This is a genomic window from Saccharibacillus brassicae (assembly GCF_006542275.1).
Lineage (GTDB): Bacteria > Bacillota > Bacilli > Paenibacillales > Paenibacillaceae > Saccharibacillus > Saccharibacillus brassicae.
The window spans coordinates 5,262,012-5,287,763 of the sequence record NZ_CP041217.1; the positions used below are offsets into that span (position 1 = coordinate 5,262,012).

At 60.0% G+C, this 25,752-nt stretch carries 20 protein-coding genes; 7 read left to right on the forward strand and 13 right to left on the reverse strand.

The window, feature by feature from the left end; translation table 11 throughout:
• Positions 1–11: 11 nt before the first annotated feature.
• The 7 genes from narI to FFV09_RS22000 all read right to left on the reverse strand — a co-directional run bounded on the left by narI (position 12) and on the right by FFV09_RS22000 (position 10,723).
• Positions 12–698 (reverse strand): respiratory nitrate reductase subunit gamma, encoded by a 687-nt coding sequence (gene narI / locus FFV09_RS21970; RefSeq protein WP_141449834.1) that lies wholly within the window; start codon positions 696–698, stop codon positions 12–14.
• Positions 695–1,261 carry a nitrate reductase molybdenum cofactor assembly chaperone gene (narJ, locus tag FFV09_RS21975; protein WP_141449835.1) on the reverse strand — a complete coding sequence of 189 codons (567 nt, stop codon included), beginning with the start codon at positions 1,259–1,261 and terminating at the stop codon, positions 695–697. Before narJ ends, narI begins: the two co-directional genes overlap by 4 nt.
• Positions 1,254–2,840, reverse strand: a complete 1,587-nt coding sequence (gene narH, locus FFV09_RS21980; RefSeq protein WP_141449836.1) for a nitrate reductase subunit beta — start codon at positions 2,838–2,840, stop codon at positions 1,254–1,256. The genes narJ and narH overlap by 8 nt, the downstream gene beginning before the upstream one ends.
• Complete coding sequence (locus tag FFV09_RS21985) at positions 2,830–6,504, reverse strand: nitrate reductase subunit alpha (RefSeq protein WP_141450581.1); 3,675 nt, start codon at positions 6,502–6,504, stop codon at positions 2,830–2,832. Before FFV09_RS21985 ends, narH begins: the two co-directional genes overlap by 11 nt.
• A 1,511-nt stretch (positions 6,505–8,015) precedes the next feature.
• On the reverse strand, positions 8,016–8,702 hold the full coding sequence (gene modB, locus FFV09_RS21990; protein ID WP_141449837.1) for a molybdate ABC transporter permease subunit: 687 nt from the start codon (positions 8,700–8,702) through the stop codon (positions 8,016–8,018).
• Positions 8,699–9,631, reverse strand: a complete 933-nt coding sequence (gene modA, locus FFV09_RS21995) for a molybdate ABC transporter substrate-binding protein (protein ID WP_141449838.1) — start codon at positions 9,629–9,631, stop codon at positions 8,699–8,701. The genes modB and modA overlap by 4 nt, the downstream gene beginning before the upstream one ends.
• Before the next feature lie 237 nt (positions 9,632–9,868).
• Positions 9,869–10,723, reverse strand: coding sequence for a YwiC-like family protein (locus tag FFV09_RS22000; protein WP_141449839.1), 855 nt, complete (start codon positions 10,721–10,723; stop codon positions 9,869–9,871).
• A gap of 140 nt (positions 10,724–10,863) precedes the next feature.
• Between FFV09_RS22000 and FFV09_RS22005 the strand changes: the two genes are divergently transcribed.
• The 3 genes from FFV09_RS22005 to FFV09_RS22015 all read left to right on the forward strand — a co-directional run bounded on the left by FFV09_RS22005 (position 10,864) and on the right by FFV09_RS22015 (position 14,447).
• On the forward strand, positions 10,864–11,289 hold the full coding sequence (locus FFV09_RS22005; RefSeq protein ID WP_141449840.1) for a hemerythrin domain-containing protein: 426 nt from the start codon (positions 10,864–10,866) through the stop codon (positions 11,287–11,289).
• Positions 11,286–13,202, forward strand: a complete 1,917-nt coding sequence (locus FFV09_RS22010) for an SEC-C metal-binding domain-containing protein (protein ID WP_141449841.1) — start codon at positions 11,286–11,288, stop codon at positions 13,200–13,202. Before FFV09_RS22005 ends, FFV09_RS22010 begins: the two co-directional genes overlap by 4 nt.
• A gap of 192 nt (positions 13,203–13,394) precedes the next feature.
• Positions 13,395–14,447 carry an NAD(P)/FAD-dependent oxidoreductase gene (locus FFV09_RS22015; RefSeq protein ID WP_141449842.1) on the forward strand — a complete coding sequence of 351 codons (1,053 nt, stop codon included), beginning with the start codon at positions 13,395–13,397 and terminating at the stop codon, positions 14,445–14,447.
• 183 nt (positions 14,448–14,630) lie between these two features.
• Here FFV09_RS22015 and FFV09_RS22020 read toward each other — a convergent pair whose 3' ends face one another.
• Complete coding sequence (locus FFV09_RS22020) at positions 14,631–15,599, reverse strand: glycoside hydrolase family 43 protein (RefSeq protein WP_141449843.1); 969 nt, start codon at positions 15,597–15,599, stop codon at positions 14,631–14,633.
• 230 nt (positions 15,600–15,829) lie between these two features.
• Here FFV09_RS22020 and FFV09_RS22025 point away from each other — a divergent pair, with 230 nt between their 5' ends.
• Positions 15,830–17,062 carry an aminopeptidase gene (locus tag FFV09_RS22025; RefSeq protein ID WP_141449844.1) on the forward strand — a complete coding sequence of 411 codons (1,233 nt, stop codon included), beginning with the start codon at positions 15,830–15,832 and terminating at the stop codon, positions 17,060–17,062.
• An 89-nt stretch (positions 17,063–17,151) separates the two neighbouring features.
• On the opposite strand, the gene FFV09_RS22030 is transcribed toward FFV09_RS22025, so the two are convergent.
• Positions 17,152–18,294 (reverse strand): zinc-dependent alcohol dehydrogenase, encoded by a 1,143-nt coding sequence (locus FFV09_RS22030; protein ID WP_141449845.1) that lies wholly within the window; start codon positions 18,292–18,294, stop codon positions 17,152–17,154.
• Positions 18,295–18,585: 291 nt separating this feature from the next.
• On the opposite strand from FFV09_RS22030, the gene FFV09_RS22035 reads away from it, so the two are divergent.
• The 3 genes from FFV09_RS22035 (at position 18,586) to FFV09_RS22045 (ending at position 21,046) form a co-directional block, all read left to right on the forward strand.
• Positions 18,586–19,389 (forward strand): TraR/DksA C4-type zinc finger protein, encoded by an 804-nt coding sequence (locus tag FFV09_RS22035; RefSeq protein WP_141449846.1) that lies wholly within the window; start codon positions 18,586–18,588, stop codon positions 19,387–19,389.
• Positions 19,390–19,656: 267 nt separating this feature from the next.
• The gene (locus tag FFV09_RS22040; protein WP_141449847.1) at positions 19,657–20,244 is read left to right on the forward strand and encodes an RNA polymerase sigma factor; all 588 of its coding nucleotides are present in this window, start codon (positions 19,657–19,659) and stop codon (positions 20,242–20,244) included.
• Positions 20,225–21,046, forward strand: coding sequence for a hypothetical protein (locus FFV09_RS22045; protein WP_141449848.1), 822 nt, complete (start codon positions 20,225–20,227; stop codon positions 21,044–21,046). Before FFV09_RS22040 ends, FFV09_RS22045 begins: the two co-directional genes overlap by 20 nt.
• A 117-nt stretch (positions 21,047–21,163) precedes the next feature.
• Here the strand turns inward: FFV09_RS22045 and FFV09_RS22050 are convergent, their stop codons facing one another.
• The 4 genes from FFV09_RS22050 to FFV09_RS22065 form a co-directional block, all read right to left on the reverse strand.
• Positions 21,164–21,718, reverse strand: coding sequence for a hypothetical protein (locus tag FFV09_RS22050; RefSeq protein ID WP_141449849.1), 555 nt, complete (start codon positions 21,716–21,718; stop codon positions 21,164–21,166).
• Between the two features lie 107 nt (positions 21,719–21,825).
• On the reverse strand, positions 21,826–23,427 hold the full coding sequence (locus FFV09_RS22055) for a PH domain-containing protein (protein ID WP_141449850.1): 1,602 nt from the start codon (positions 23,425–23,427) through the stop codon (positions 21,826–21,828).
• Complete coding sequence (locus FFV09_RS22060) at positions 23,424–23,993, reverse strand: PH domain-containing protein (protein ID WP_246098410.1); 570 nt, start codon at positions 23,991–23,993, stop codon at positions 23,424–23,426. The genes FFV09_RS22055 and FFV09_RS22060 overlap by 4 nt, the downstream gene beginning before the upstream one ends.
• Positions 23,994–24,147: 154 nt before the next feature.
• The gene (locus tag FFV09_RS22065; RefSeq protein ID WP_141450583.1) at positions 24,148–25,566 is read right to left on the reverse strand and encodes a hemolysin family protein; all 1,419 of its coding nucleotides are present in this window, start codon (positions 25,564–25,566) and stop codon (positions 24,148–24,150) included.
• Positions 25,567–25,752: the final 186 nt, after the last annotated feature.

The window sequence follows — 25,752 nt, forward strand, 5'->3', positions numbered from 1 at the left end:
AGCCCGCTCCCCTAGTTGGATTTGTGTCTTCTGTACAGGATATAACTTCTTCCGACATAATTCAACGGCACGCTCCAGACGTGCACGAGCCGGGTGAACGGCCAGAACGCGAAGATCGCGAAGCCGGTCAGCGCATGGATTTTGAACGACATCGGCACGTTATGCATCAGCGAAGCGTCCGGGCGCAGCAGGAACAATCCGCGGAACCAGACCGAGATCGACTCGCGGTAATCGAATGTCGGCTGTACGGCGTTCGTGAACAGCGTGGCGTACATGCCCATGAACACGATGAACAGCAGCAGCACGTTGACGATCAGGTCGGACGCGGAGCTGAGCCGGCGCACATTGCGGATCGTGAAGCGCCGCGAGGTCAGCAGCAGCATGCCGATCAGCGTCATCGCGCCGAAGATGCCGCCGATGTACACGGCTCCGATATGGTAGATATGCTCGCTGACGCCCATCGCCGCCATCCACGATTTCGGGATCAGCAGACCGGATACGTGACCGAAAATGACCGGGATAATGCCGAGATGAAACAGCAGGCTGCCGAACATGAGCTGTTTTTTCTCGATAAATTCGCTTGATTTGGCTGTCCAGCTGAATTGGTCGTGCCGGTAACGGAAAATATGACCCACGACGAAAATCATGAGGCAGGCGTAAGGGAAAATGACCCACAGCAGTTGATCGAACATATTCATGGATTCACGGTCTCCTGTTCCAGGCACGCTTTCAAAGTCCGGCGCAGTCCCTGCACCAGATGACGGTACGGGCTGTCCAGCTGTTCGAGCGCGGCCAGCAAATGGTACGTGCCGTCTTCGAGTACCCCGAAGATCAGCCGGAAGTTTTCGGGCGCTTTGCGCTCTTTCATCCATTCCGCGGCGTACAGAAACTCGCACATCAGCGGCAGGTAATCGGGCAGTTCGCCTTCGGGCATCTCCAGGCCGAACATTTCGTACAGAATTTTAAGCCGCAGCAGCATCTGCCCGCGCTCTTTGGCGTCTTCGAATTTGAAGTACGTCATGTACAGCGCGCAGTCTTTTTGAAAATCGAACGTTTCCGTGTACCGCTCCTGAATCTCGTCCAGGCTCAGCTCGTGCATCTTGTTCCAGTAAGCGTGCGCGTCCGCGTAGGCCGGGTGGGCATCCGCGAACGACTCTTCCAGAAAAGCCGGATGGAAATCCAGCTTTTGCGGATACATGAGCTGACTGGCAAAAAATCCGAAAGACGTTTTGTAATCGTAGAGCTTCGTTACATCAATCACGCCAGATCCCTCCATAGAAGTTTTCTTCGTACAGGTCTTTGCCGGTCTTGGACGGCGCTTCCGAATTCGGATCGATCGCGGACGCGGTCGGTCCGCAGCCGTCGCAGCCCGTGTTCGCGCCCATCGCGCCGAGCATGTCGCCGAAGCCGGCGGCGCCCTGCGCCCGGTACGGATTGACGTAGCCTTCGCGGTGCGAGGTCGGCACGACGAAGCGGTCTTCGTACTTGGCGATCGCGAGCAGCCGGTACATCTCTTCCGTCTGGCGGGCGGTCAGGCCGACCCGCTCCAGCCGGGCGTTGTCGAACTCTTTGCCGGTCGTCTTGGCGCGCATATAGGAACGCATCATCGCCATGCGCTGCAGCGATTCCTTGACCGTCACGGTGTCGCCGGCCGTCAGCATATTGGCCAGGTATTGGATCGGGGTGCGCATCTCTTCGATCGCCGGGAAGATCATGTCCGGATTCTCGATCGAGTCGCGGCCTTCGAAATAGTTCATGATCGGGCTCAGCGGCGGCACGTACCAGACCATCGGCAGCGTCCGGTATTCCGGGTGCAGCGGGAAAGCCAGCTTGTGCTCGATCGCGAGCTTGTAGACCGGCGAGTTCTGCGCGCCTTCGATCCAGTCTTCGGAGATGCCGTCTCGGCGCGCCTGCTTGATGATCTCGGGATCATGCGGATCGAGGAACAACTCGCACTGCGCTTTGTACAGATCCTGCTCGTTCGGCGTGGAAGCCGATTCGTACACGCGGTCCGCGTCGTACAGCAGCACGCCGAGGTAACGGATACGGCCGGTGCACGTCTCGGAGCAGACGGTCGGCAGGCCCGCTTCGATCCGCGGGAAGCAGAACGTGCATTTCTCCGCTTTGTTCGTCTGCCAGTTGAAATACACTTTTTTGTACGGACAGCCGGTCATGCAGTACCGCCAGCCGCGGCACGCTTCCTGGTCGACCAGCACGATGCCGTCTTCTTCGCGCTTGTACATCGCGCCCGACGGGCACGACGCGACGCAGCTCGGATTGAGGCAGTGCTCGCACAGCCGCGGCAGATACACCATGAACGATTTTTCGAAATTGAACTTGATCTCTTCTTCGATCTTCTGGATATTCGGGTCGAGCGGGCCGGTAATATGCGCGCCGGCCAGATCGTCTTCCCAGTTCGGTCCCCAGTTCAGGTCCATTTTCTCGCCCGTAATGACGGAATGGGCCCGCGCGACCGGCGAATGCTCCTGGTCTTTGGCGTTGGTGAGATTTTCGTAGTTGTACGTCCACGGCTCGTAGTAATCTTTCATTTCCGGCATGTCCGGGTTGTAGAAAATTTTGCCGAGCGCGATTTTGGACAGTTTGTTGCCGGATTTCAGTTCCAGTTTGCCTTTGCGAAGCTGCCAGCCGCCTTTGTACAGTTCCTGGTCTTCCCAGCGCTTCGGATACCCGATGCCCGGCTTCGTCTCGACGTTGTTGAACCACATGTACTCCGCGCCTTTGCGGTTGGTCCAGGTCGTTTTGCACGTCACGCTGCACGTATGGCAGCCGATACATTTGTCGAGGTTCATGACCATTGCGATTTGCGCTTTAATTTTCAAGCCAGTTGACCTCCTTCATTTTGCGGACGGCCACGTAGACGTCGCGCTGGTTGCCGATCGGCCCGTAGTAGTTGAAGCCGTAGCTGAGCTGCGCATATCCGCCGACCATCTGCGTCGGCTTGAGATGGATACGCGTCGGCGCGTTGTGGCTGCCGCCGCGGGTATCGGTAATCTCGGAGCCGGGCACTTGAATATGCTTGTCCTGGGCATGGTACATGAACATCGTGCCCCGCGGCATCCGGTGGCTGACGACGGCGCGGGCGGTCACGACGCCGTTGCGGTTGTACACTTCGAGCCAGTCGTTGTCGTTGATCTCGTGCGCCAGCGCGTCTTCGTTGTTGATCCATACCGTGGGACCGCCGCGGAACAGCGTCAGCATATGCTGGTTATCCTGGTAGGTGGAGTGAATATTCCATTTGCCGTGCGGCGTCAGATAGCGCAGCACGAGCGTGTCCAGTCCGCCTTTTACTTCGCGGTCGCGCGGTCCGAACACCATCGGCGGCAGCGTCGGCTTGTAGACCGGCAGCGCTTCGCCATACTGGAGAAAAATCTCGTGGTCGAGATAGAAATGCTGGCGGCCGGTCAGCGTACGGAACGGCACGAGGCGCTCGATATTCGTCGTGAACGGCGAATAACGGCGGCCTTTTTTGTTCGAGCCGCTGAACACCGGCGTCGGAATGACTTCGCGCGGCTGCGACGTGATGCTCTGGAACGTGATGCGTTCCGCGGCGCGGTCGGCGGAAATGTCTTTGAGTTCGACGCCGTGGTCTTCTTCGGCCTGCGCGTACGCTTTCTGCGAGACGCGGCCGTTGGTCGCCGACGACAGATGCAAGATCGTGTCCGCCGCCTGTCTGGCGGTCTGCAATTTCGGCAGGCCGTCCTTGATCGATTCGTCGTAGTAGACGCCGTTGAGCTGCTTCAGTTCTTCGTACTCTTCGGCGACCGAGAAGCTGACGCCGTGCGCGCCGGTCTTGCCGATCGCAAGATTCGGACCGAGCGACGTATATTTGTCGTGGATCTTCGTGTAATCGCGCTCCACGATGCTGAAGTTCGGCATCGTCTTGCCCGGGATCGCTTCGATCTCGCCTTTGGACCAGTCTTTGACGAGGCCCATCGGCTGGGAGATTTCGCCGATCGAATCGTGGCCGAGCGGCGCGGTTACGAGATCTTTGTACACGCCCGGCAGATGCGTCTTGGCCATGTCGGAGAACACTTCGGACAGCTGGCGGTAGATGTCCCAGTCCGAACGCGATTCCCACAGCGGATTGACCGCCGGGTTGAACGGATGGACGAACGGGTGCATGTCCGTCGAAGACAAGTCCGTCTTCTCGTACCAGGTCGCCGCCGGCAGCACGACGTCCGCGTAGAGCGGCGTCGTCGTCATCCGGAAGTCGAGCGCGACCATGAGGTCGAGCTTGCCTTCCACGTCTTCGCGCCAGACGATCTCTTCCGGCTTATGCTCTTCGTTCGGCGTAGCCAGCAGCGCGTCGGACGCGCCGAGCAGATGCTTCATGAAATACTCCTGCCCTTTGGCGGAACTGGAGATCAGGTTCGACCGCCAGATGAACAGCGAGCGCGGGAAGTTCTCCGGCGCGCCCGGGTCTTCGACCGCGAAGCGGGTCTGTCCGCTGCGCACTTCTTCGACCGCGCGGTTGACGATCTCTTCGTTGCTCTTCTGGCCGGCTTGGGCCGCTTCTTCGGCGAACATCAGGCTGTTCTTGTTGAACTGCGGATACGAAGGCAGCCAGCCGAGCCTTGCGGCCAACACGTTGTAGTCGGCGGGGTGACGGTAGGTCACGTCGCCGCCGGTCGGCGATTTGAGCGAATCGGTGCCGCTTTCTTCGTAGCGCCATTGATCGGTCGCGAAGTAGAAGAACGACGTCGCGTTCTGCAGCCGCGCCGGTCCCTGCCAGTCTTTGGCGAACGCGAGCGTCGACCAGCCTTCGATCGGACGGCACTTCTCCTGGCCGACATAATGCGCCCAGCCGCCGCCGTTGACGCCCTGCGACGCCGTCAGCACGACCAGATTCAGGATCGAGCGGTAAATCGTGTCGCTGTTGAACCAGTGGTTGATGCCCGCGCCCATGATGATCATGGAACGGCCGCCGGTATCGAGCGAATTTTGCGCGAATTCGCGGGCGATCTGCGTCACGACGGAAGCTTTGACGCTTGTCACTTTCTCCTGCCAGGCCGGCGTGTAGAACGATTCCGCATCGTCGTAGCCGGAAGCGTTATACGGGCTGTCGGTCCGCGCCACGCCGTATTGGCTCATCATGAGATCGTAGACGGTCGCCGCGTAGCGCACCGTGCCGTCGGCGAGCGTCACGGCCTTGGCCGGAATGACCCGCTTGAACGTGCCGTTGCCGCCATTGTCGAAAAACGGAAACGCGATCTCGACCCATTGGCCGCCGTGAGGTTCGACCGACAGAGCCGGCGCCACCTTCGTGCCGTCTTCGCGCTCAAGGATCAGATTCCATTTCTTGCCCTGCTCCCAGCGCTGGCCCATCGTACCGTTCGGCACGAGCAGTTCGCCGGATGCTTCGTCGTAAATGACCGGCTTCCAATCGGCATGCGGCTCGTCGACGCCGAGATCGCTTGAACGCAGGAACCGCCCGCCTTTCCAGACTTCTTCGTGCGGATCGAGCAGGATCAGGAACGGCATGTCCGTGTACTGCTTCGCATAATCCAGAAACATCGGTTCCTGGCGCTGCTGATAGAATTCGTCCAAAATGACATGCGTCATCGCCTGCGCCAGTGCCGCGTCCGTGCCCGGGTGCGGCGCGAGCCAGTTGTCGGCGAACTTGACGTTCTCCGCCAGATCGGGCGCCACGGACACGACTTTGGTGCCTTTGTAGCGCACTTCCGTCATAAAATGCGCGTCCGGCGTCCGCGTCAGCGGCACGTTCGATCCCCACATCATGAGGTAGCCGGCGTTGTACCAGTCCGACGATTCCGGCACGTCCGTCTGCTCGCCCCAAATTTGCGGCGAAGCCGGCGGCAGGTCGGCGTACCAGTCGTAGAAGCTGAGCATCTGTCCGCCGAGCAGCGAGATGAAGCGCGCGCCGGACGCGTAGCTGACCATCGACATAGCCGGGATCGGCGTGAAGCCGGCGATCCGGTCCGGTCCGTATTTGCGGATCGTGTAGATCAGTTGGGCCGCGATCAGGCGCAGCACGTCGTCCCAGTTGACGCGCACATGGCCGCCTTTGCCGCGGGCTTTTTTGTACTCCGACGCTTTGGCCGGGTTCTCGACGATGCTGGCCCACGCTTCGATCGGATCGGCGTGTTCCCGCAGCGCCGCCTGCCACAAGCGTAGCAGCTTGCCGCGCATATACGGATATTTCACGCGCAGCGGGCTGTATTCGTACCACGAGAACGTCGCGCCCCGCGGACAGCCGCGCGGTTCGAACTCCGGCATGTCGACGCCGCAGGACGGATAATCGATCTGCTGGTTTTCCCAGGTGATGATGCCGTTTTTGACAAACACTTTCCAGCTGCACGATCCGGTACAGTTGACGCCGTGCGTCGTGCGGACGACTTTGTCGTGGGACCAGCGCTGCCGGTAGACGTTTTCCCACTCTCTATTTTTTTCTTCAAGAATCGACCAATTGCCGGAATAACTCTCGACCGGTTTAAAAAAATTGAGGCTGAACTTCTTTTTCAGCGGATTCTTCATCGGATGATTCACGCTCCTTTTCGGTTACTTCTCATTATGAAAGACCGAAAGCGGGCTTCCCATTAGGGAATGTCCTATAGCGCGCGGGGAAAACCCTAAACCGAAAAAGCCCTTCTCCGGAGAGAAGGGCTTTGGTCTGCCGGTCAACTTGCTTCGTGTACGTCTTGCTCCGTGTGCGTCACGCCTCGTGTACGTTGTGTATGGTGAATCGTGAACATCGGATGCGTGTCGTGTGTATCGTGCACGTCGTATGCCTTTCACGCTTCTCATACGTCTACCGTCTACATACGTCGCTCACTTTCTGCGCACTTCCCTCACTTCCGACGCACCGCATGCTTCGCCTGACCTCCACCAACGAATCCTGACAGCGCTATTTGTCCAAAAGTCCGCTTTTTCGCCGGCTAACGAATCGTCATCACGCTATAGGCTCCGATTCGCTCCAAAATGACGTTTTAACGCTCGATAAGGACATAACGATTCGTTAGATTGCAGAAAAAGCGAAAAATGAGCAAATAGCGGTATGAGGATTCGCTGCGTTTTTGATTTGGCTGCGGTACCGAACATGCGAAGAAAAGGAATCGGAAAAAGGCCGAGACCGTGAAACGTGGAACGTTCGAGCGTACGTCTGGCGTGAAGGCTATCAAATCGAACCTTTGCTGTACGTTTGCTGTACGCCGTGTCCGACTTCAAGCATGCCAAAGAAACCTATATGCCAAAGAACCCGGACTCGGCGCGGAGCAGCGGGTTTGGAAGTCCAAGGAAGTCTAAATTCGCAAAAGACGCCGCTTTGAAAGTAAAAACAGACGCGTGACCGGAAACAACCGGATTCGCGCGGCGGATGATTTGCGGGAAAGGGGCGGATCGTGCGGGATTGGAACGAGGGATTGGAATGCAGGATTGGACTGCGGAGTTTGGAATGCAGGATTGGAAGGCCGAGTTTGGAAAATGGGATTGGAGCACGGGATTAGCTGCGTGAATACAGTTATTTCGCGTCAACAAGCGCAGGTCTTTCAATTAACGGCATAGATGCATCTAAATAAGCTTCTTTGCGTCGTTCCCATTCTTTGTACGCGAAATAACTGTCGCTGCGCAGCTATTTCGCCAAATTTTCGGTTTTCGGGAAAAATAACGGTCGTGGCGCAGTTATTTCGCCGAACGTTCGCTGCCGGGGGGCGGATCGTCCGGCTTCGAACGGCTTCGAACGGCTTGGAACAGCTTCGAGCGTTTGCGCGCGGCAGAAGCCTAACCGGCCGCTGGTCGTTGGCCGTCGGTCGTTGGCCATCGCATCCGGGCATCCAGGCATCCGGGGACTAACGCCGATTCGACCGCCGGCTTGGCCTGCCACAGACTGAGGGCCGTGCAACCGCTCCCGATCGACGCTTTGTTCGGGGAATTCGACTCGTTCGCCGCGCAAAAAAAGACCGTTTGCCGCAGAACGCTCCGCGGCAAACGGCCTTTCTTATGTCGGATTCGCGCAACCTTCCCTGTTCATGAATCGCTCAAGCCTTCTCCGGCCGCCTGCCCGTCAGCAGAAGCAGCAGGAACGAGATCGCCACGATCGCGATCGTCCACGCCCACGCCGACGACAGATGGCCGGCATCCACGGCGACGTAGATCGCCGTCGGCACGGTCTGCGTCCGGCCGGGAATATTCCCGGCAATCATCAGCGTCGCGCCGAATTCGCCGAGGCTGCGGGCGAAGCCCAGCACGTAGGCCGTCTTGAGCGACGGCAGGATCAGCGGCAGCGTAATATGCCGGAATACTTGCCGTTCGTTCGCGCCGATCGAACGTCCGGCGTCTTCCAGGTCGCGGTCTACCGCTTCGAAGCCGACGACCGTCGTCCGGTAGACGAGCGGGAACGCGACCACGACGGCGGCGATCACGGCCGCCCACCACGAGAAGATGATCGGCGAATGGAAGATGCGCTCGATCAGGGCGCCCAGCCCGCTGCGCCGGCCGAGCAGCATGAGCAGCAGGAAGCCGACGACGGTCGGCGGCAGCACGAGCGGCAGCATGAACAGCGTCTCCAGCAGCGTCTTGCCGCGGAACCGCTCGCGCCGCGACATGCCCCACGCGGCGGCGGTGCCCAGTACGATCACGATCACGCTAGACAGCAGCGCGACCTGAAGCGACAGCCGGACCGGCGGCCAATAGTCGCTTCGGCCGAACTCCGCGAGCAGATTCATTGCGCGGCGGAGAAGCCGTAGCGACTCAGGAGCTTGAGCGCTTCCGGCGTTTGCAGGTAAGCGTAGAAGTCCCGGGCCGCACCGGCATGGCCGGTCGCCTTGACGACGCCGATCGGATACCGAATCGGCGAGTAGCCGGCCGGATCGACGTCAAACGCGATTTTGACCCGGTTGGAAGTCAGCGCGTCCGTCTTGTAGACGAAGCCCGCGTCGGCGTTGCCGGTCTCCGCATACTGCAGCACCTGACGCACGTCTTTGCCCTGCACGAGCTTGCCCTGCAGCGGCTCCCACAGTCCGGCGTGCGCCAGCGCTTCCTGCGCGTATTTGCCGGCCGGCACGCTGTCGGGCATGCCGATCGCGATCGTCTTCACGTCTGCGCGCCGCAGGTCTTCGATCTTCGCGACGGTCGAATCAGTCGGCACGACGGCGACCAGCGTATTGGTCAGCCAGTCGGTCTCGTACACCGCGTCGATCAGCCCGCCGTCAAGCAGCGCCTGCATGTTCGGAGACGAAGCCGACAAGAACAGGTCGGCCGGAGCGCCCTGCTCGATCTGCCGCTGAAGCGCTCCGGAAGCGCCGAAGTTAAAATCCAGTTTGACGTACGGATGCTCCGCTTCGTACGCACGTTCCAGCTCTCCGAGCGCGTCGGTCAGGCTGGCCGCGGCGGACACGGTGAGCGTCACGGGCTCGGAAGCGGCCGGTTCCGCCGCCGCAGCGCCGTCGACTCCGGCGGCCTGCCCGGTATCCGCAGGCGCGGAAGCCGCACGTTCGGCCGGCTTGGCGCCGCAGCCGGACAAGATCAGCAGCAGCGCAAGCAGCGGCAGCCAGATCCGCGGCGCAATCTGCCCGCGCGAGGTCGGACGGGCGTCCGCGCGGCGATGTCCGGCCAGCCGCGTATCGCGGCCCCCGAAAAGGGTTCGGTTGTTCATGGGATTCCTCTCCTTTGGGCCGCGGCTCTCCGGGGCAGCACTTCGGAGAGCCGGGCGGTTCACCTCATTACGATACACAATCTTCGCCGCCGAGTCTACGTTTGTCCGCCGCTCGGCCGGCCGACGTCTTTTGCTTGCTCGCCGACGGCGCGTTTAGACCTGCGCATCAGCTCCGGCTTCTTTTCTATCAGCCCCAACTCCTTTTTTGAGTATTTGAACGATCTTTTTCACGCTTTTTCACGCATACGCAAGCAGCAGGGTGACGTACAGCAGCACCGCGAACCCGATCTCGGCCATCCCTGTCCGCTTGATATTCAGCCGTCTGCGCGGCAGCACGATCGCGCGCAGCAGCAGGGCGGCAAACGGAAGCGACAGCGGCAGGCTGAGCCAGGCGGCGTACGGAATAAGCAGCGCGTGGTAAGCGGCCGACGCCCGGTAATACCGCGGATTCTTTTTTTTCCGGATGACGGTCTTGACATACAGCGCGGTGCCGACGAAGTACAGGACGAGCAGGATGAACAGCCGCGTGGTGCGCGTCCAGTCCGCTTCGGCTCCCGCGCCGGCGTATACGACCGGATAGATGAACGAACAAAACAGCACAATGGCGACGATGTCGTTCGGCAGCGCGCGTTCGTTTTTACGTTTGGCAAAAAAGGCCGGAACCGCGAACGCGGCCAGTAGCAGCGCGCCGTAGCCGATCAGCTTCGGTTCCGCCGCCGCGACGTACGCGGCAAGCGGGATCGCAAGCGCTCCGTACAGCAGCGCAGGCTTGCGATACCGGTCGGCGCGGCCCGTTTTGATCCATTGAAGCACGGGAAAACTGAGCAGATACAGCAGCGTCCAGCACAAAAACAGCGGAATATGCACGGGCGCGGCGCCGGCGATCGACAATCCGAGCAGAAACGGCAGCAGCAGCATGGCCCAGGCGCCGTGCTGATTGGGTATGTAACGGTTGATCGGAAACGTCCTCCTCTGTGGGCGAATACGGAACGAAGCGCTCCCAAGCGAAGCGGCGCCCGGCGAACAGGCGCCTGCCCAATCGGCATCTGTACGGAGCAGCGCCTGCGGGTCTTCGTCCCTTACGGGTCCCATTCTATAGAACGGGCCCGGCGGCGACCAATGAGGGACTTCCCTGTTTCGGCCCGGGAAATGCCTAACCGCCCCGCCGCGGGGGACCGTGCATGCTATACTGAACGCAAATTTACGCACTGATCAGAAAGGTGGAATTCGATATGGGAGGACCTTCCCTGCGGCAGCTGCATGCCCATCATGCCATTCACGAAGGAGGGCTGAGCGGCGCGATCGGCAAGACGGAAGAAGTGGAGGAACTGCTCCGCGCGGGCGAGTTCGAAGTGGCCCGTCAGGCGGCGGACCATCTCGTCGACTATTGGATCACGCGTATTCTCAGCCATGCCGACGCCGAAGAAGAAGGCTTTTACGCGGAAATGGCCGGCGACGATCCGCAGCGGCAGCTGTCCGTCGTGAAGCTGACGCGCGATCACGATATTATGCGCATGGTCATCGCCGATATTCGGGCAGAGCTGGCCGAAGCGGGCTTGACGCCGGAAGTCATGCGGCAGTTTCAGGCGCTGATCGTCGTCAATGCCCTGCACAGCCGCGAAGAAGAACGGCTGCTGCTGGAGGAGTCTCCGCGATGACTTCCATGCCGCTCGCCCCTTTTCCCCATACGCCCGGCCGCAACGATCTTTGTCCCTGCGGCAGCGGATCGAAGTACAAAAAATGCTGCGCCCGCAAGGACGAGACGTCCCGGCACAATCTCGGGAAAAAAGCGGCGCTGGAAAGCGTGCTGCGCCGATTTTTCGAGAGTCACCCCCGCCCCGCCGAGCAAAAAAACCTGTCCGCGTGGAAAAGCGGGCTGGACGCCCGGCTGCAGGCCGCTTACGGCGCCGACAAAACGGACGCGATCGTCGGCGATACGTTTTTTTTCGGGCGTGAAGTGTCGATCTGGAACGCTTTCCTGCAGCGGGAAGCGCAGGAACCGGCAAACGCGGCGATTGCCGGCGCGCTGCGCGGATGGACCGATCCCCGGTTCGCCGTGCTGCGAATTCTGCCGAATGCCGCGGCGGCCGAAGTCGGAACAGGGTTTGAGACGGCTTCGCCGCCCGACGAAGCCGTGCAGGCAGCGGAACTGCTGACCGGCGCCCTGTTCGCCCTGCGCGCCGGCGACCCGTTCCGTCCGCAGCCGGGCACGATCGTGCTCGGCTTCTGGATTCCGGGCCTTGAGCGCAGTGAACCGCTGACGGCGCTGAACAGCCTGGTGCTGATCGAAGAGCCCGAAGAAGAGTCCGTACGCCGGCTGGAAAAACGGTTCCGGGAGTCGGGCGCGGCGGATGTCCCGCAGTTCTACCTCGACAACTTCGCTCTGGTGTACGAGACGTTCGGCCGCGAAGCGCAGCCGCCGGCCGCGGAGCCGCTGCCGCAAGTTGTCGCCGAAGCGGTCGACCGGCTGGAGAAGTGCCTCGTCGACCGCGACGTGAAGCACGACCGGCTGATGGACGTCTTCTTCCGCTTCCTCAAGCGCAAGCGCGAGAAGCCCGATCCGGGCACGGCTGCGGCGGCGGCCGTGCTGTTTGGCCAGCGTCAGGGATGGCTGCCAAGCGAATGGGACTTCGGGCGCCTCGCCGCCAAGTTCGGCGCCGATCCGAACGAAGCCGGGCAGCTGGCGCAGGACATGCTGGCGTTCGAGCAGCGAACGTCGATCTACCGCGAAGCCGAAGAACGGATCGGCTTCCGCGTCGGCACCGATCCGGAAGCCGAGGAATTCCGCCAATGGCAGCTGTACATGCACGTCAAAGATCTCGACGTGCCGGGCGAAGCCGCGCTGCGCCGGCAGATGGACTACTATGCCCGTCTTCCCTACTCGCCGGCGTCGCGCGAGGAAGAAGCCCAGCTTCGCGTCTACGAAGCTTATCTGGCGCGCGAATCGGCGCTCGGCGCGGAGAAGCTGGCGGAAGCGCTCCGCCTCGATCCCGACAATGCCGACGCGCTACTGCTGAGCGCGGAAGCCGAACCCGACGCGGCGCGGCGCGAAGAGCTGCTGGAGCGCGCCGAGCGGTCGGCGCTTCGCCGCTACGAGCCCGACGTGCAGCCCGCCTGGCTGCATCTGCCGAACCGGCCGTATCTGCGCATCCTGCTGCGCCGGGCCGTGCTCGACGCCGAAGCCGGCCGCGCCGCGGCCGCGTTCGAGCGGCTGTACCGGCTGCTGCGGCACAATCCGGCCGACCATCAGGGCGCGCGCTACGCCGCGCTGTCCGCCCTGCTCGCCCAAGGCGATCTGGACGCCGCCTCGAATCTGCTCGGCCATTATGCGGAAGGCTCCGGCGACAACGGATTTTACCGCTGGTTCGAATGGGCGATCGCCTACCGCCGCGACCGGTTCGGAGCCGCTGCGGCCCAAGCGTACCGCACGGCGGTCGAAGCGAATCCCTACGCCGAGAAATACGTCCGGGATCGCCCCGCCGCGCAGCCGTATCCGCGGTCGGCCGTCGTCACGCCGCGTTCGCCGGAAGAAGCGCGGCTGATCTGGACGCTGCTGCGTCCGGCGCTGTAAACTCGCTTGAGATCCCGGATCGGCCGGCAGACTTGCCGTTCCGGTCCGGGATTTTTGTCGGGTATTTTCCTCCTGCAGATCGGGTGTTGTCTTTTTCACGGCTCTCTTGGTATAATCTTCAATGAGATTGATTATCATTATCCGTATAAAATCCGTATAAAGCGGCACGCTAAACGAGGAGGCCACACAAGCATGGGAGACTACGAAGTATGGGACGTTACGATTATCGGCGGAGGACCCGCGGGGTTGTTCTCCGCTTTTTATAGCGGTCTGCGCGAGATGAAGACGAAGATTATCGAGTATCAGCCGTTTCTCGGCGGCAAAGTCCACGTCTATCCGGAGAAAATGATCTGGGACGTCGGCGGCCTGACACCGATGCCCGGCGCGAAGCTGATCGAACAGACCGTCGAACAGGGCCTTACGTTCAAGCCCGACGTCGTGCTGAACGAGAAAGTGACGTCGATCAGCCGGACGGAAGAAGACGGACATTTCGTGCTGCATACCCTCTCGGGCGAGCTGCATCGATCCAAATCGATCATTCTCGCCGTAGGCGGCGGCATTCTCAATCCGACCCGGCTGGACATCGAAGGCGCGGAACGGTTCGAAGTGACGAATCTGCATTACACGGTCAAGTCGATCGCGCGCTTCCGGGGCAAGACCGTGCTGATCTCCGGAGGCGGGCATTCGGCTGTCGACTGGGCCAACGAACTCGCTCCTTTTGCCGAAAAAGTGTATCTGACCTACCGCAAAGAAGAAATCAAAGGCCACGAAGCCGACATCACGAAGATGAAAGCGAACGGCGTCGAACTGCTGCTCAGCGCGTCGATCAAGCGGCTCGTGGCGAGCGAAGACCATTCGGAGATCGAAACGGTGCTGCTGGAGAAAAACGAAGGCCAGGAAGAGTTCGCGCTGGCCGTGGACGACGTCATTATTAGCCACGGATACGAACGCGATACGGAACTGCTCAAGAAAAGCGAGATCAAGATCGAGATGAACGAGTATCAGATTCTCGGTTCTTCGTCGAGCGAGACGTCCGTGCCGGGTATTTTCGCCGCGGGCGATATCCTGCACCACGAAGGCAAACTGCATTTGATCGCCGGCGCTTTCCAGGATGCGGCGAACGCGGTCAACAAAGCGAAGCAGTATATCAAGCCGGACGCGGTCGGATACGGCATGGTCTCTTCCCACAACGAGCTGTTCAAGGAGAAGAACCGCGAGATCCGCAACGAGCTGTACAACAAATAGAAACTGTACAACAAATAGATCAACGCGTAAAAAGAAACCGCCCGAACGACGAAAAGTCCTCCGGTCCGCATCCCGTGCGGTCGGAGGACTTTTCGCGCTGCGGGCATTCGGCCGCGGCTTCCGGGGCTTGTCGCAGATTCGGCGCCGCGACAACCCGCATCGCCCGGCCGCGCCGCGTCAGACTTACAGCACGGTGCGGATCGTGCCGTCTTCGTTATAATGCAGTTCCGCGAACTTGACGCAGCGCTTGTGGTTCACGCCTTCGGACATCGAGCTGTCGTGATAGAACAAATACCATTTTCCGTCGAATTCCACGATGGAATGATGCGTCGTCCAGCCGATGACCGGGTTCAGGATCACGCCTTTGTACGTAAAAGGTCCCTGCGGATTCCGGCTGACCCCGTACACGAGCTTGTGCGTCGTGCCTGTCGAATACGAGAAGTAATACCAGCCGTTATGTTTGTGCATCCACGGCCCTTCGAAATACCGCCGCTCTTCGTCTCCCGCCAGAATCGGGTTCCCTGCTTCGTCGACGATCGAGATTTCCGCGGCCGGTTCCCGGAACGCGAGCAGGTCGTCTGTCAGTTCCGCCACACGCGGTCCGAGAGCCGGTTGATCCGGCGCAGGCCCGTCTGTCCGCTCCGCTTCGAATTCGCCCGACTGCCATTTCTCGAGCTGTCCGCCCCACAGTCCGCCGAAGTACATATAAGAACGTCCGTCGTCGTCGACGAAGACCGCCGGGTCGATGCTGAAGCTGCCCGGAATCGGCTGCGGCTCCGCCCGGAACGGCCCCGCCGGCGATTCGGAGCTTGCGACGCCGATTCTGAAAACGCCTTCATGATCGCGTGCGGGGAAAAAGAGGAAATATCGGCCGTCTTTGTACGCCGCGTCGGGCGCCCACATCTGCCGGGATGCCCACGGAACGTCGCGTACGTGCAGCGCTTCGCCGTGGTCGACGGCGGGCGACTCGGCGTCGTCCATCGAGAACACGTGATAGTCTTCCATTTTGTACTGGTCGCCGTTATCGTTGCTCGGCTCGTCGTGATCGAGATCGTGCGACGGGTAAATATAAATCTTGCCTTCGAACACATGGGCCGACGGGTCTGCGGTGTACATTTCGGTAATCAGCGGTTGATGGAAATTCGGTTTCATGAGGGCTCCTTTGTCTACGCGGGATTTGGGATAGCTGTCAAAAGTATACTTTTCGCTTTGCCGGGCCGCGGTTCCTGCTTCTGGACGTAAAATTCGTCGTTTTCGCCCGGTTTGCCGGCATTCTCTCGTTCTAATTAACCAATGTTAGATTTTCTTTCTTCGCGTGATCTTGTACAATGTAAAACAGAGCGTTTATTTTAATCAAGCAAGTGACGAAACGGAGGATTCATATGTCGGATTTTCAAACCAACCTTAACAAGTACGCCGAACTCGCGGTTAAAGTCGGCGTAAACGTACAGCCCGGACAGATCCTGATGATCGACGCCAGCGCGGATTCGCTCGAATACGTGCGGCTCGTCGTGAAGCATGCCTACGCGGCAGGCGCTAAATTGGTCAAAGTCAACCTGGCCGACGAAGCGATCACGCGCATGCGCTACGATCTCGCTCCCGACGATTCGTTCGAGATCGCGCCGAAATGGATGGCGGCGGAACGCGAAGAACTCGCCGAGAACGGCGGCGCCATGCTCGCGGTCGTCTCGAACAACCCCGACCTGCTGAGCGGCGTCGATCCGTCCCGGATCTCCACGCTACAAAAAGTGTCCGGCGAAGCGCTGAGCAAATATCGCCAATACGTGCAATCCGACAAGCTCGCCTGGTCGATCGTGGCCGTTCCTTCGGCTGCCTGGGCCGCCAAAGTGTTCCCGCACCTGCCGGCGGAAGAGCAGATCCCGGCCATGTGGGATGCGATCTTCAAAGCGGTCCGCGTCGATCAGCCGGATCCGGTCGCGGCTTGGCAGCAGCATATCGAGACGCTGACCGCCAAAGCGACGTACCTCAACGGCAAGAAATACAAAGCGCTGCATTACACCGCGCCGGGCACCGATCTGACGATCGAACTGCCGTCCACGCATCTGTGGGTCGCGGCCGACAGCGAAAGCGAGCGCGGCTGCTCGTTCGTGGCCAACATGCCGACCGAAGAAGTGTTCACGGCCGCGCTCAAGACCGGCGTCAGCGGCACCGTGTCCAGCACGAAGCCGCTCAGCTACGGCGGCAACATCATCGACAACTTTACGCTGACGTTCGAGAACGGACGCATCGTCGACGTGAAAGCCGAACAGGGTCTGGAGACGCTCAAACGTCTCGTCGAAATGGACGAAGGTTCGCATTATATCGGCGAAGTGGCGCTCGTGCCGCACAAATCGCCGATTTCCGATTCGGGCATTCTCTACTATAATACGCTGTTCGACGAGAACGCTTCGAACCATCTCGCGATCGGCAGCGCCTACGCGTTCAATATCGAAGGCGGCAAGACGATGTCCCGCGAAGAGCTGGCCGAAGCCGGCATCAACCAGAGCATCACGCACGTCGACTTCATGATCGGTTCTGCCGACATGAACATCGACGGCATTACCGACGACGGCAGCGCCGAACCGGTCTTCCGCGGCGGCAGCTGGGCGTTCTAAATCGTTGACTCTTCTGCCCGCATCCCGCGGGCGCGCCAAAAGCCCTCCTCTTCCCTTGCGGGAAGCGGGAGGGCTTTTTTTTGGAAACTTTAAGGCTTCAAGATGACCTTGATGCAGTCTTCTTTTTTGCTGTCGAAAATATCGTACGCATGCTCGGCTTCGTCCAGCGGAAGCTTGTGCGTAATGATGTCCGTCGGGTCGAGTTGGCCGGTCTTGATCTGGTTGAACAGCTCCGGCATATAGTGGATGACCGGCGCCTGGCCCGTCTTGATCGTTACGTTGCGCTCGAAGATGTGGCCGAACGGGAAGTTGTTGTAGCGCAGCCCGTACACGCCCGTCACCTGAATCGTACCGAATTTGCGCACGACGTTCGAAGCCATATGGAACGCGCCCAGTCCCCCGCCCTGCAGTTTGAGCTTCGTTTCGACTTTTTCCATGAACGTCTTCTCGGAATCGAGGCCGACGCAGTCGATGACGACGTCCGCGCCGCCGCTCGTAATCTCCAGCAGATGCTTGTCGAGGTCGTCGTTCTCCATGAAATTGAACGTCTCCACTTTGTTCGTGCGGCGGGCGTGCTCCAGACGGTACTCGACGTGATCGACCGCGATGACGCGGGACGCGCCTTTTTGCCACGCGAACTTCTGCACCATCAGTCCGATCGGTCCGCAGCCGAGCACGATGACCGTATCCCCTTTTTTGACGCCGGCATTATCCACGCTCCAATAAGCGGTCGGAATAACGTCCGACAGGAACAGCACCTGCTCGTCCGTTACTTCGGCGTCGTTCGGGATAACGAGCGGGCCGAAGTTGCCGTACGGTACGCGCAGCAGTTCCGCCTGTCCGCCGGCAAAGCCGCCGTACGTATGGGAATAGCCGAGCATCGCGCCCGTGTCTTTGGCCGGATTGTCGTTGGCGTTGTCGCATTGGCTTTCCATCTGGTTTTGACAGAAGAAGCATTGGCCGCACGAGACGTTGAACGGAATGATGACGCGGTCGCCTTTTTTGACGTGCGTGACATCGGCTCCGATCTCTTCGACGATGCCCATCGGTTCGTGTCCGATAATGTAGTCGTCGGTCATGCCCGGTATTTCTCCGTTGAACAGATGCAGGTCGGACCCGCAAATGGAAGTCGACGTCACGCGAATGATAATGTCGTCTCTTTTCTCCAGCTTGGGCGTGGCCACGTCCTTGACTTTGACTTTACGCTTGCCTTGATAAGTGAGTGCTTTCATAATCGCTGATCGCTCCTTCTGGGATGGGATTGGATTTCGAACATGTGCTAGGGGCTTTCTTTTTCTCATTTAACCCGAAAGAAGCGGCCATTAACACCCGGGGCTTTTTAGTGCGGATTACGATTAAGCAGGTTGATCAAGAACGCCGGTCCAAGCCGCAGAACGATCTTCCGCCTTTCCGACGAACAACGGCGCAAGATTGGTTTGCCTGCCGGGCGGGTATAAAAAGAACAGAAGCACACGGGGCAAACAGCCTGTTCAAACGTGCCAACCCGAATGGAGGAAAAAAAGATGAAACATTTAAACGATTCCCAAATAGATCAACTCAAGCAGCTCCTGCACGAGCGCAAAAGCGAGCTGGAGCAGCATTTCGACAACTCCGAGAACACGACGGAAGGCTTCGAGACTTCGCTCCGCGTATCGACCGGCGAACTGACGGCCGTCGACAACCACCCGGGCGATCTCGGCACGGAAGAATTCGAGCGCGGCCGGGACATGGCGATCGACTCCGATCTGTCCGACCGGCTTGATGAAGTGAATGCCGCGCTGAAGCGGATCGAAGACGGCACGTACGGCATCGACGTCACGACCGGCAAAGAAATCCCGTTTGAGCGGCTCGAAGCGGTCCCTTATACGGCGTATAACGTCGATACGACGCCCGAAGACGGTCCGGTGTCCGATTACCGTCCCGTGGAAGAAGACGTCATGACCCCGCCTCCTGCCGGCGCGGGCGAGAATCGCCAGCAGCATGCGGGCAAGTTCGACGACGCGAACGCCTGGCAGGCGGTCGAAAGCTACGGCAACGCCGACTCCCCCGCCATGTCCACCAAGCGCGACGTGGAGAGCTACGACGAGTTGTCCAGCGAGAACAACGTCGAAGAAGGCACGGTCGAGCCTTACGAGAACTTCACCGGCAACGATATGGCCGAAGGCAACCGAAGCGTCGAGATGACGCGTGCGGAACGCCGCTACGTGGAAGCCGGCGAAGGCGAACGCGTCGCGGAGATCGACGAATCGGTCGAAGACGAAGCCGAACTTGCCCGGGCAGCCGAGCAGGCCGCAGCGGATTCCGGCAAGCGCAGCAGCGACGAATAACTCCCCCATTTTCCCGTAAAATCCGCCGAAACTTCAGACCCGGACGCTTAGGCGCCCGGGTTTTTTTATATGCGTTAACTGCATGAAACTGCGAAAAAAGTAAGTATATAACGTAATATAAGCAGGTATGTAATAAAAAAAGCCCACCTTCTTCCTAATTTCGTGTAGAATATGTAGAATGATAACTATTTTCTTCCGCTGCGGAAGTCGAATCGGGCAACGCTGCCGGCTCGGACGGACCTTACAGGAACCGAGGAAGGAGCATATATGGCTCAACATCTTCAGATGCTCCTCACCCATGACTTCGACGAATTGGACGGAGACATGCAGGAGCTTATCTACAACGAATATTACGACTTGGCGTACGGAGCGGTCTTCTATATCGTTCGCGATCATGCCGCCGCCGAAGACGTCATTCAGGAAGCGTTCCTGAAGCTGATCGGCAGACGGCCCGAATTCGAGAACGAATCGAAGTTCTTCGCCTGGCTCAAAGTCGTCACGCGCAACAGCGCGATCAACGATTTGAGAAAAAACAAAAGGCACCGTAACCATGTGGAGGCCGACAGCGTTCTTAATCATATAGAGGCCAGGCAGGATATCGGTTCTTCGCCGGAGAAGACGGTCGAAGTGCAAATGATGGAAGAAGCGATCCTGCAGCATCTCAAAAGCATGAAGCCCGAATACCGGGCGATCATCCTCTATCGCTGGAAATACGGCATGTCGTACAAGGAAATCGCCGATTCGCTGGGCACCAGCGAGGACATTATCAGGCAGAGGCTGTTCAGGGCGAGAGAAAATATGCGCAAGGTGCTGCGCAAGGAATGGGAGGGCAGCGATGAAAGACGAAAAATTTGACGAGCTGTTCGACGAGGCCTTCGACCGGGCGGTCCAATCCGCCTCCCCCGTCGACCCGGAATCCCGCCGGGCCGCTTGGCAGCGAGTACAGAAAGCGCGGCAGCAGCACGACGGCAGACGGCAGCGCAAACGCACGCTCCGTTTGACCGGCGCGGCGGCAGGGTTGATCCTGCTCGGGTCGTTCGCGTTCTCGGAGCCCGTACGGACCGGCGCGCTGACGCCGCTGTATCAGAAATTGCAGACCTGGAGCACCGGCGAAGCCGTCGTGGTCCGGGGCGACCATACGCCGGTCGATACGGAAGGCGCGCTGACCGATCCTCCTCCCGAGGGCGTCGAACAGCCGACTTCCTCCAGCACGCAAATCGACGCGGAGCCGAACGAAAAAGTCGTTCGTTACGACAACGTGGAGATGAGCCTTGCGGACGCGACGCGCAGGCTTGCGTTTCCGATGCCGGAGTTTCCCAAGATTCCGCAAGATTTGCAGCTCGAAAAAGTGACGCTCGCCGTGCCGGACGACGGTTCGGCTCCCGATAGTTTCACGCTGTTCTACGAATCCGGCTCCGAACGCAACGTGACGATTTACGTCAGCCGGATGATCGGGCCGGACGGCACGTACAGTTTCGGTACCGACCAGGTAACCGAAGTGCGGCTCGCCAACGGCCTTACGGCGCAGTATGCCGATCAGACCGGAGAAGATATCGTGCACCTTATTCGCGGCGAACTGGACTTTTTCATCTACGGTTTGTTAAGCCGTGAAGAATTATTGGATATTGCCGGACATATCGTCGACGGCCGTTCCTGATCTTCGGTAGAAGCTTCGATCCGTCACCGTCCGATCCGGGCACGCCGGACCTACGCAAACCGCTCCCCTTCACGGGGAGCGGTTTGCGTTTGCGCCTCAAGCCACAAGTCGGCCGGTTCAGTTCGCGAACAGCAGCGTGTTGCTGAACAGCGTGCTCGTCTCGCGCAGCCCTCCGCCCGAAGCCCAATGGTCCGAGCGGACCCGGTAATAATACCCTTTTTGCACCTGCTTGGAAAAATTGAGCATGCTCGAACCCGAAGATTCGCTGATCGCCGTCGCCGTGTTTTCTAATACCCAGGCGCTGCCGTCCCATCGCTGGAGCGACAAGGCGACGCCGGAGCGGGAAGCGGCGGACGAACATACCGTCGCCGCGGACAGACGCAGCGACGACCGGCCTTCGGCCCGAATACTGCTCGTTCCGTTTTTCAAATATTTGTTGTTGGTCATTTCCTGTAGGGCATCCAGCGCCGGCGACAGGGGCGGCGGCGGCGTCAACGCGCCCGGCATCTGCGGCAGTCCGATCGGCAGCTGGATTTGAGGCGGCGACAGCTCCTGCGCCTCCTCCGTTTCGGTCGCTTGTCCGGTACCCGGTACGACCAGGGAAGCGACGATCAAAAGCGCGGCAGGCCTAGCAAAGAATTGGAAAAACGAACGGGGTCCGTATCTGTTCATTTTCATTCTCCTTTTCATATGTACATGTGCAGTATAGCTATATAACGAAACAGGAACCGAAAAGGTTCCTGTTTTCTCCATTTTTTATGATTTTATTTGAAAAACGCTCATAAAAGAGGTTCGCTGCGCTTCCTGCTGTACCATTCATACAGGCGCTGCGCGTCAGCCTGCTTCAACCGGGCTACGCCGATTGAAGACCCGCCGGACCCGCCGAGCAGATGGGCTTTGACGTTCAGCATCTCCCCGCCGCGCTGCCATCGGCTGCCGCTGATGTGAAAAGCGACGATATGCCGTTTCAGGGTGCAGTGCGTCTGCTTGGCGATGCCGCGGTTGACGATCGTCAGCCGCTGTCCGTCCAGAGCCGCCCCGCTTGAACGGAAGCTCCAATAATCGAGCCCCAGCGCGATCGGAATAAGCAGCAGCGCCCATCTTCCGGCGTGCGGGAAGAAATAGATCAGGGCGGCCGCCGCAATTGCCGTCAGGATCAGGCCGGTGCGGATATAGCCCCACAGGGCGCGCTTGGGCGGCCGGAGTTCCGCTCCGGCGAAAGCGAACTGCGGCACGGTGCGCTCCAGCAGGTTCGCGATCTGCGACCGCGGAATAAACGGATGCAGCGCCGGGGTTTCTTTTTCCGACGATGAAGACACGACGTTGACCTCGACGTGCGCGTAGCCGAGCAGTTGGCGCAGCCAGCCTTCTCTCACCGTGACGGCCTGTACCCGGGCCGGATCGAACAGAAACTGCTTGCGTTCGAGCAGTCCGTAGCGGATCGACAGCCGTTCGCCGTCGCGGTAGAGCGAGAAGCCCGCGAACTTGACGATGAACAGCACGAGCGACAGCATCCATGCGAACAGCAGCGAGGCGGCCGCGATGATCAGAATCGCCCGGATGCCGGTCAGATACGCCTGGGCGTTCGTGACAAGCGTGTTCATCCAGGCGTCCGGCAGCAGATCGTCGGCGAACGAGGCGATGCCCGCCACGAAAGCGACAGCCAGACCGAGATTCAATTCGGTCAGCGCCGCCAGGAACAGGCGGCCCGGGCCGAGCCGGTAGAGCAGCACCGGCTCGGCCGTTCTTGGCCGCCCGGCAGCGGCGGCCGGCCGCTCCGGCGCCGGAAGCCCGCCTTCGGCCGGGCCGGCTTCCGGCGCTTGTGCGTCCGGCGGGGCGAAGCCTTCCGCGCCGGCCGCACCCGGTCCGCCTGCTTCGAGGCGGACGTCTTGATCCGGCGTATCGGCCGGATCGCCTGCCGCCGGATCGGCGGCGGCGCGCTCATTCAGCGCGCGCTGCAGGCGCTCGGCCTCGCGCCGCGGCAGCACCGGCAGCACGGCGTCGCCTTCGCTTCCGCCGGGCGTCTCGATCTTCAGCTGCACGACGCCGAGCAAGCGCTGGATCAGCGGCTGCTCCTGGCTGACGGAGTGAATGCGCGAGTAGTAGATGATCTTCTCGCTGCGCTGGATCAGCCCTTTGCGGATCGTGATCCGGTCGCTTTCTTCTTCGTACGTGAATCGCTTCCAGCCGAAGATCTCCAGCACGCCCGACAGCAGAAGCAGCAGCAGGCCGCCGCCGGCGATCCAGTACACCGCCGGCGTGATTTCGCCTCTCGCGACGACCTGGACGCCGAAGATGACGACGAACGGCACAAGGCCGCGCAGCACCTTCAGCATGGCGAATACGACGTACAGCGGCGACATCCGCTTCGGCCCGCTCATTCTTCGGTCCTCCGCGCCAATTCGCCGATCGAACTTTTGAGCTGCTCGGCTTCTTCCGCTTTGAGGCCCGCGATCGAATGCGTCGTCGCCGCGGTGACGATCTTCAGTTCGGCCAGTCCGTATTTGCGCAAAATCGGACCGTGTTCCAATTCCACATGCTGCACTTTGGTCATCGGAATCAGCGTCTCGGTGATGATGAACAGCCCTTTGCGGATTTCGATCTCTTCCTCAAACACGGCAAAACCGAATCGCCGATATAAAATGACCGGCACCCGGAATACCGCGAACGCGAACAGGAGCGCAAAGCCGAGCGTCACAAGCCCCCCGATCCACAGCGGCAGCCACGTCCAGTCGAAAACGGCGCCAAGCACGGTCAGCGCGAGCGCGATCAGCAGCGGAATCGCGTAGAAATAAGCGCTGCCGAGCCGCGAAGCCGCGATCCAGTCCGGATGCAGGCGCCTGAACCGGTCTTCCTTTCTTCCTTCTTGTGCTTCGTGTTCTTCGTTCAGCTCCATCATCGATCCCTCCATACGTCCCAGCGTATCGGTATTTTTCGGCCAAGTCAATGAACGTCCTTCCCGCTCGGACCCGGCGTTCTCCGTAGGCTTCGATACGCAGACGGACGCGGAAAGTTCCCCATATCGACAAAAAAGCCCGCCGGGCTTGCGGCCGGCGGACTTGAATCCAAAGTATAGAGAATCAGGTTCATGCGTTTCGGGTTCAGGCTCCCGCTTCGATCCGTTTGGCCGCAAGGGCCGCCACGGGTTCCGTTTCGAAGTTGTCTTCCGGTTCCCGCGCTTCGTTCGGCGCGTCCGGTGCCCCGTCGACCGGCGCGTCTTCGGCGCAGTCTTCGCGCTCCGGCATCCGGTCGGCTTCGGGCAGCGGCTTCAGGATTCGCACGCGCGAGATCCGCTTCTGCTCCGTCTCGTCGACGATAAACGTGCAGCCTTCATGATCGACCGACTGGCCTTTTTGCGGCGGCAGTTCGTCGATTCTCGCGTACAGCCAGCCGCCGATCGTGTCGTAATCGTCGAAGTTCAGTTCGAAGCCGAACTGGTTATTCACGTCTTCGATCAGCATCATGCCGTCGATCGAATAACTGAACTCGCCGGCTTGTTCCGTCTCCGGACGTTCTTCTTCGTCGAATTCGTCCTGAATTTCGCCGACGATCTCTTCCATGATGTCTTCGAGCGTGACCAGACCGGCGGTACCGCCGTATTCGTCGACGAGCATCGCGATCTGCGTGCGGCTGCGCTGCATCAACTTCATCAGCTCGCTGATGCGGATCGATTCCGGCACCGCGATGATCGGACGGATCAGGCTGTCGTAATCGGCTTCCGGCGAACGCATCAGGTCTTTGATATGGATAAAGCCGATAATATGGTCTTTATCCTGCTCGCAGACCGGATACCGCGTCCGCATGCCGTCGTAAGCCGTCTCCAGGTTTTCTTCGCGCGACACATTCGTGTACAGACAGATCATCTCGGTCCGCGGAATCATGACTTCCCGCGCCGTCGTGTCGGCAAACTCGAAAATGTTGTCGACGAGCGCCATCTCCGTATTGTCGATCAGCCCGTTCTTGTTGCTTTCTTTGACCAGAATCCGGATTTCTTCTTCGGTATGCGCCGAGTCGAGCTCCGACGCCGGTTCGATCTTCAGCACGCGCAGCAGCGCGTTCGCCATCCCGTTCAATACCCAGATAAACGGAAACATCGTTTTGTAGAACAGCACCATCGGAGCGGCCGCGATCATCGCTACCGATTCCGGCTTGCGGATCGCCATCGATTTCGGGGCCAATTCCCCGATCACGATATGCAGCACCGTGATAAGCACGAACGCGATCGCTACGGCCGTGCCGTGAATCGCCACTTCGTTGGTCCAGCCCAGAGCGTGGAACAGCGGGCGCAAAAACGATGCGACCGCCGGTTCCCCGATCCAGCCGAGTCCGAGCGAAGCGAGCGTAATGCCGAGCTGGCACGCGGACAAGTAAGCGTCCAGATTGTTGACCATGCTTTTGGCGAATCCGGCACGTTTGCTTCCGGCGTCCGCCAGCGTGGCGATCCGGCTCTCCCGGATCCGGACCATCGCGAATTCCGCCGCCACGAAAAATCCGTTCAACCCGACAAGCAGCACGACCATCAAAATACTTAACCAACCGGGCAAGGGGTCACTAGTCAATATACATCCCGTTCTCCGCGCCGCTCAGACGAGCGTCATGCTGCGAGAAAACGGGTCCACCTCCTTCGTTTTCCTATATGATGTTGAATAACCGTCCTCGACGACTGTTTGCCTTGCGGTCCCAAGGCCCGAGCTAGCAACTCCCCA

What these genes read in the sequence shown, in the direction of transcription:
- narI (WP_141449834.1), bottom strand. Translation starts at nt 698, where the DNA reads ATGAATATGTTCGATCAACTGCTGTGGGTCATTTTCCCTTACGCCTGC.
- modB (WP_141449837.1), bottom strand. Translation starts at nt 8,702, where the DNA reads ATGAATCTGCTCGCGGAGTTCGGCCGAAGCGACTATTGGCCGCCGGTC.
- modA (WP_141449838.1), bottom strand. Translation starts at nt 9,631, where the DNA reads ATGAACAACCGAACCCTTTTCGGGGGCCGCGATACGCGGCTGGCCGGA.
- FFV09_RS22000 (WP_141449839.1), bottom strand. Translation starts at nt 10,723, where the DNA reads ATGGGACCCGTAAGGGACGAAGACCCGCAGGCGCTGCTCCGTACAGAT.
- FFV09_RS22005 (WP_141449840.1), top strand. Translation starts at nt 10,864, where the DNA reads ATGGGAGGACCTTCCCTGCGGCAGCTGCATGCCCATCATGCCATTCAC.
- FFV09_RS22010 (WP_141449841.1), top strand. Translation starts at nt 11,286, where the DNA reads ATGACTTCCATGCCGCTCGCCCCTTTTCCCCATACGCCCGGCCGCAAC.
- FFV09_RS22015 (WP_141449842.1), top strand. Translation starts at nt 13,395, where the DNA reads ATGGGAGACTACGAAGTATGGGACGTTACGATTATCGGCGGAGGACCC.
- FFV09_RS22020 (WP_141449843.1), bottom strand. Translation starts at nt 15,599, where the DNA reads ATGAAACCGAATTTCCATCAACCGCTGATTACCGAAATGTACACCGCA.
- FFV09_RS22025 (WP_141449844.1), top strand. Translation starts at nt 15,830, where the DNA reads ATGTCGGATTTTCAAACCAACCTTAACAAGTACGCCGAACTCGCGGTT.
- FFV09_RS22030 (WP_141449845.1), bottom strand. Translation starts at nt 18,294, where the DNA reads ATGAAAGCACTCACTTATCAAGGCAAGCGTAAAGTCAAAGTCAAGGAC.
- FFV09_RS22035 (WP_141449846.1), top strand. Translation starts at nt 18,586, where the DNA reads ATGAAACATTTAAACGATTCCCAAATAGATCAACTCAAGCAGCTCCTG.
- FFV09_RS22040 (WP_141449847.1), top strand. Translation starts at nt 19,657, where the DNA reads ATGGCTCAACATCTTCAGATGCTCCTCACCCATGACTTCGACGAATTG.
- FFV09_RS22045 (WP_141449848.1), top strand. Translation starts at nt 20,225, where the DNA reads ATGAAAGACGAAAAATTTGACGAGCTGTTCGACGAGGCCTTCGACCGG.
- FFV09_RS22050 (WP_141449849.1), bottom strand. Translation starts at nt 21,718, where the DNA reads ATGAACAGATACGGACCCCGTTCGTTTTTCCAATTCTTTGCTAGGCCT.
- FFV09_RS22055 (WP_141449850.1), bottom strand. Translation starts at nt 23,427, where the DNA reads ATGAGCGGGCCGAAGCGGATGTCGCCGCTGTACGTCGTATTCGCCATG.
- FFV09_RS22065 (WP_141450583.1), bottom strand. Translation starts at nt 25,566, where the DNA reads ATGGTCGTGCTGCTTGTCGGGTTGAACGGATTTTTCGTGGCGGCGGAA.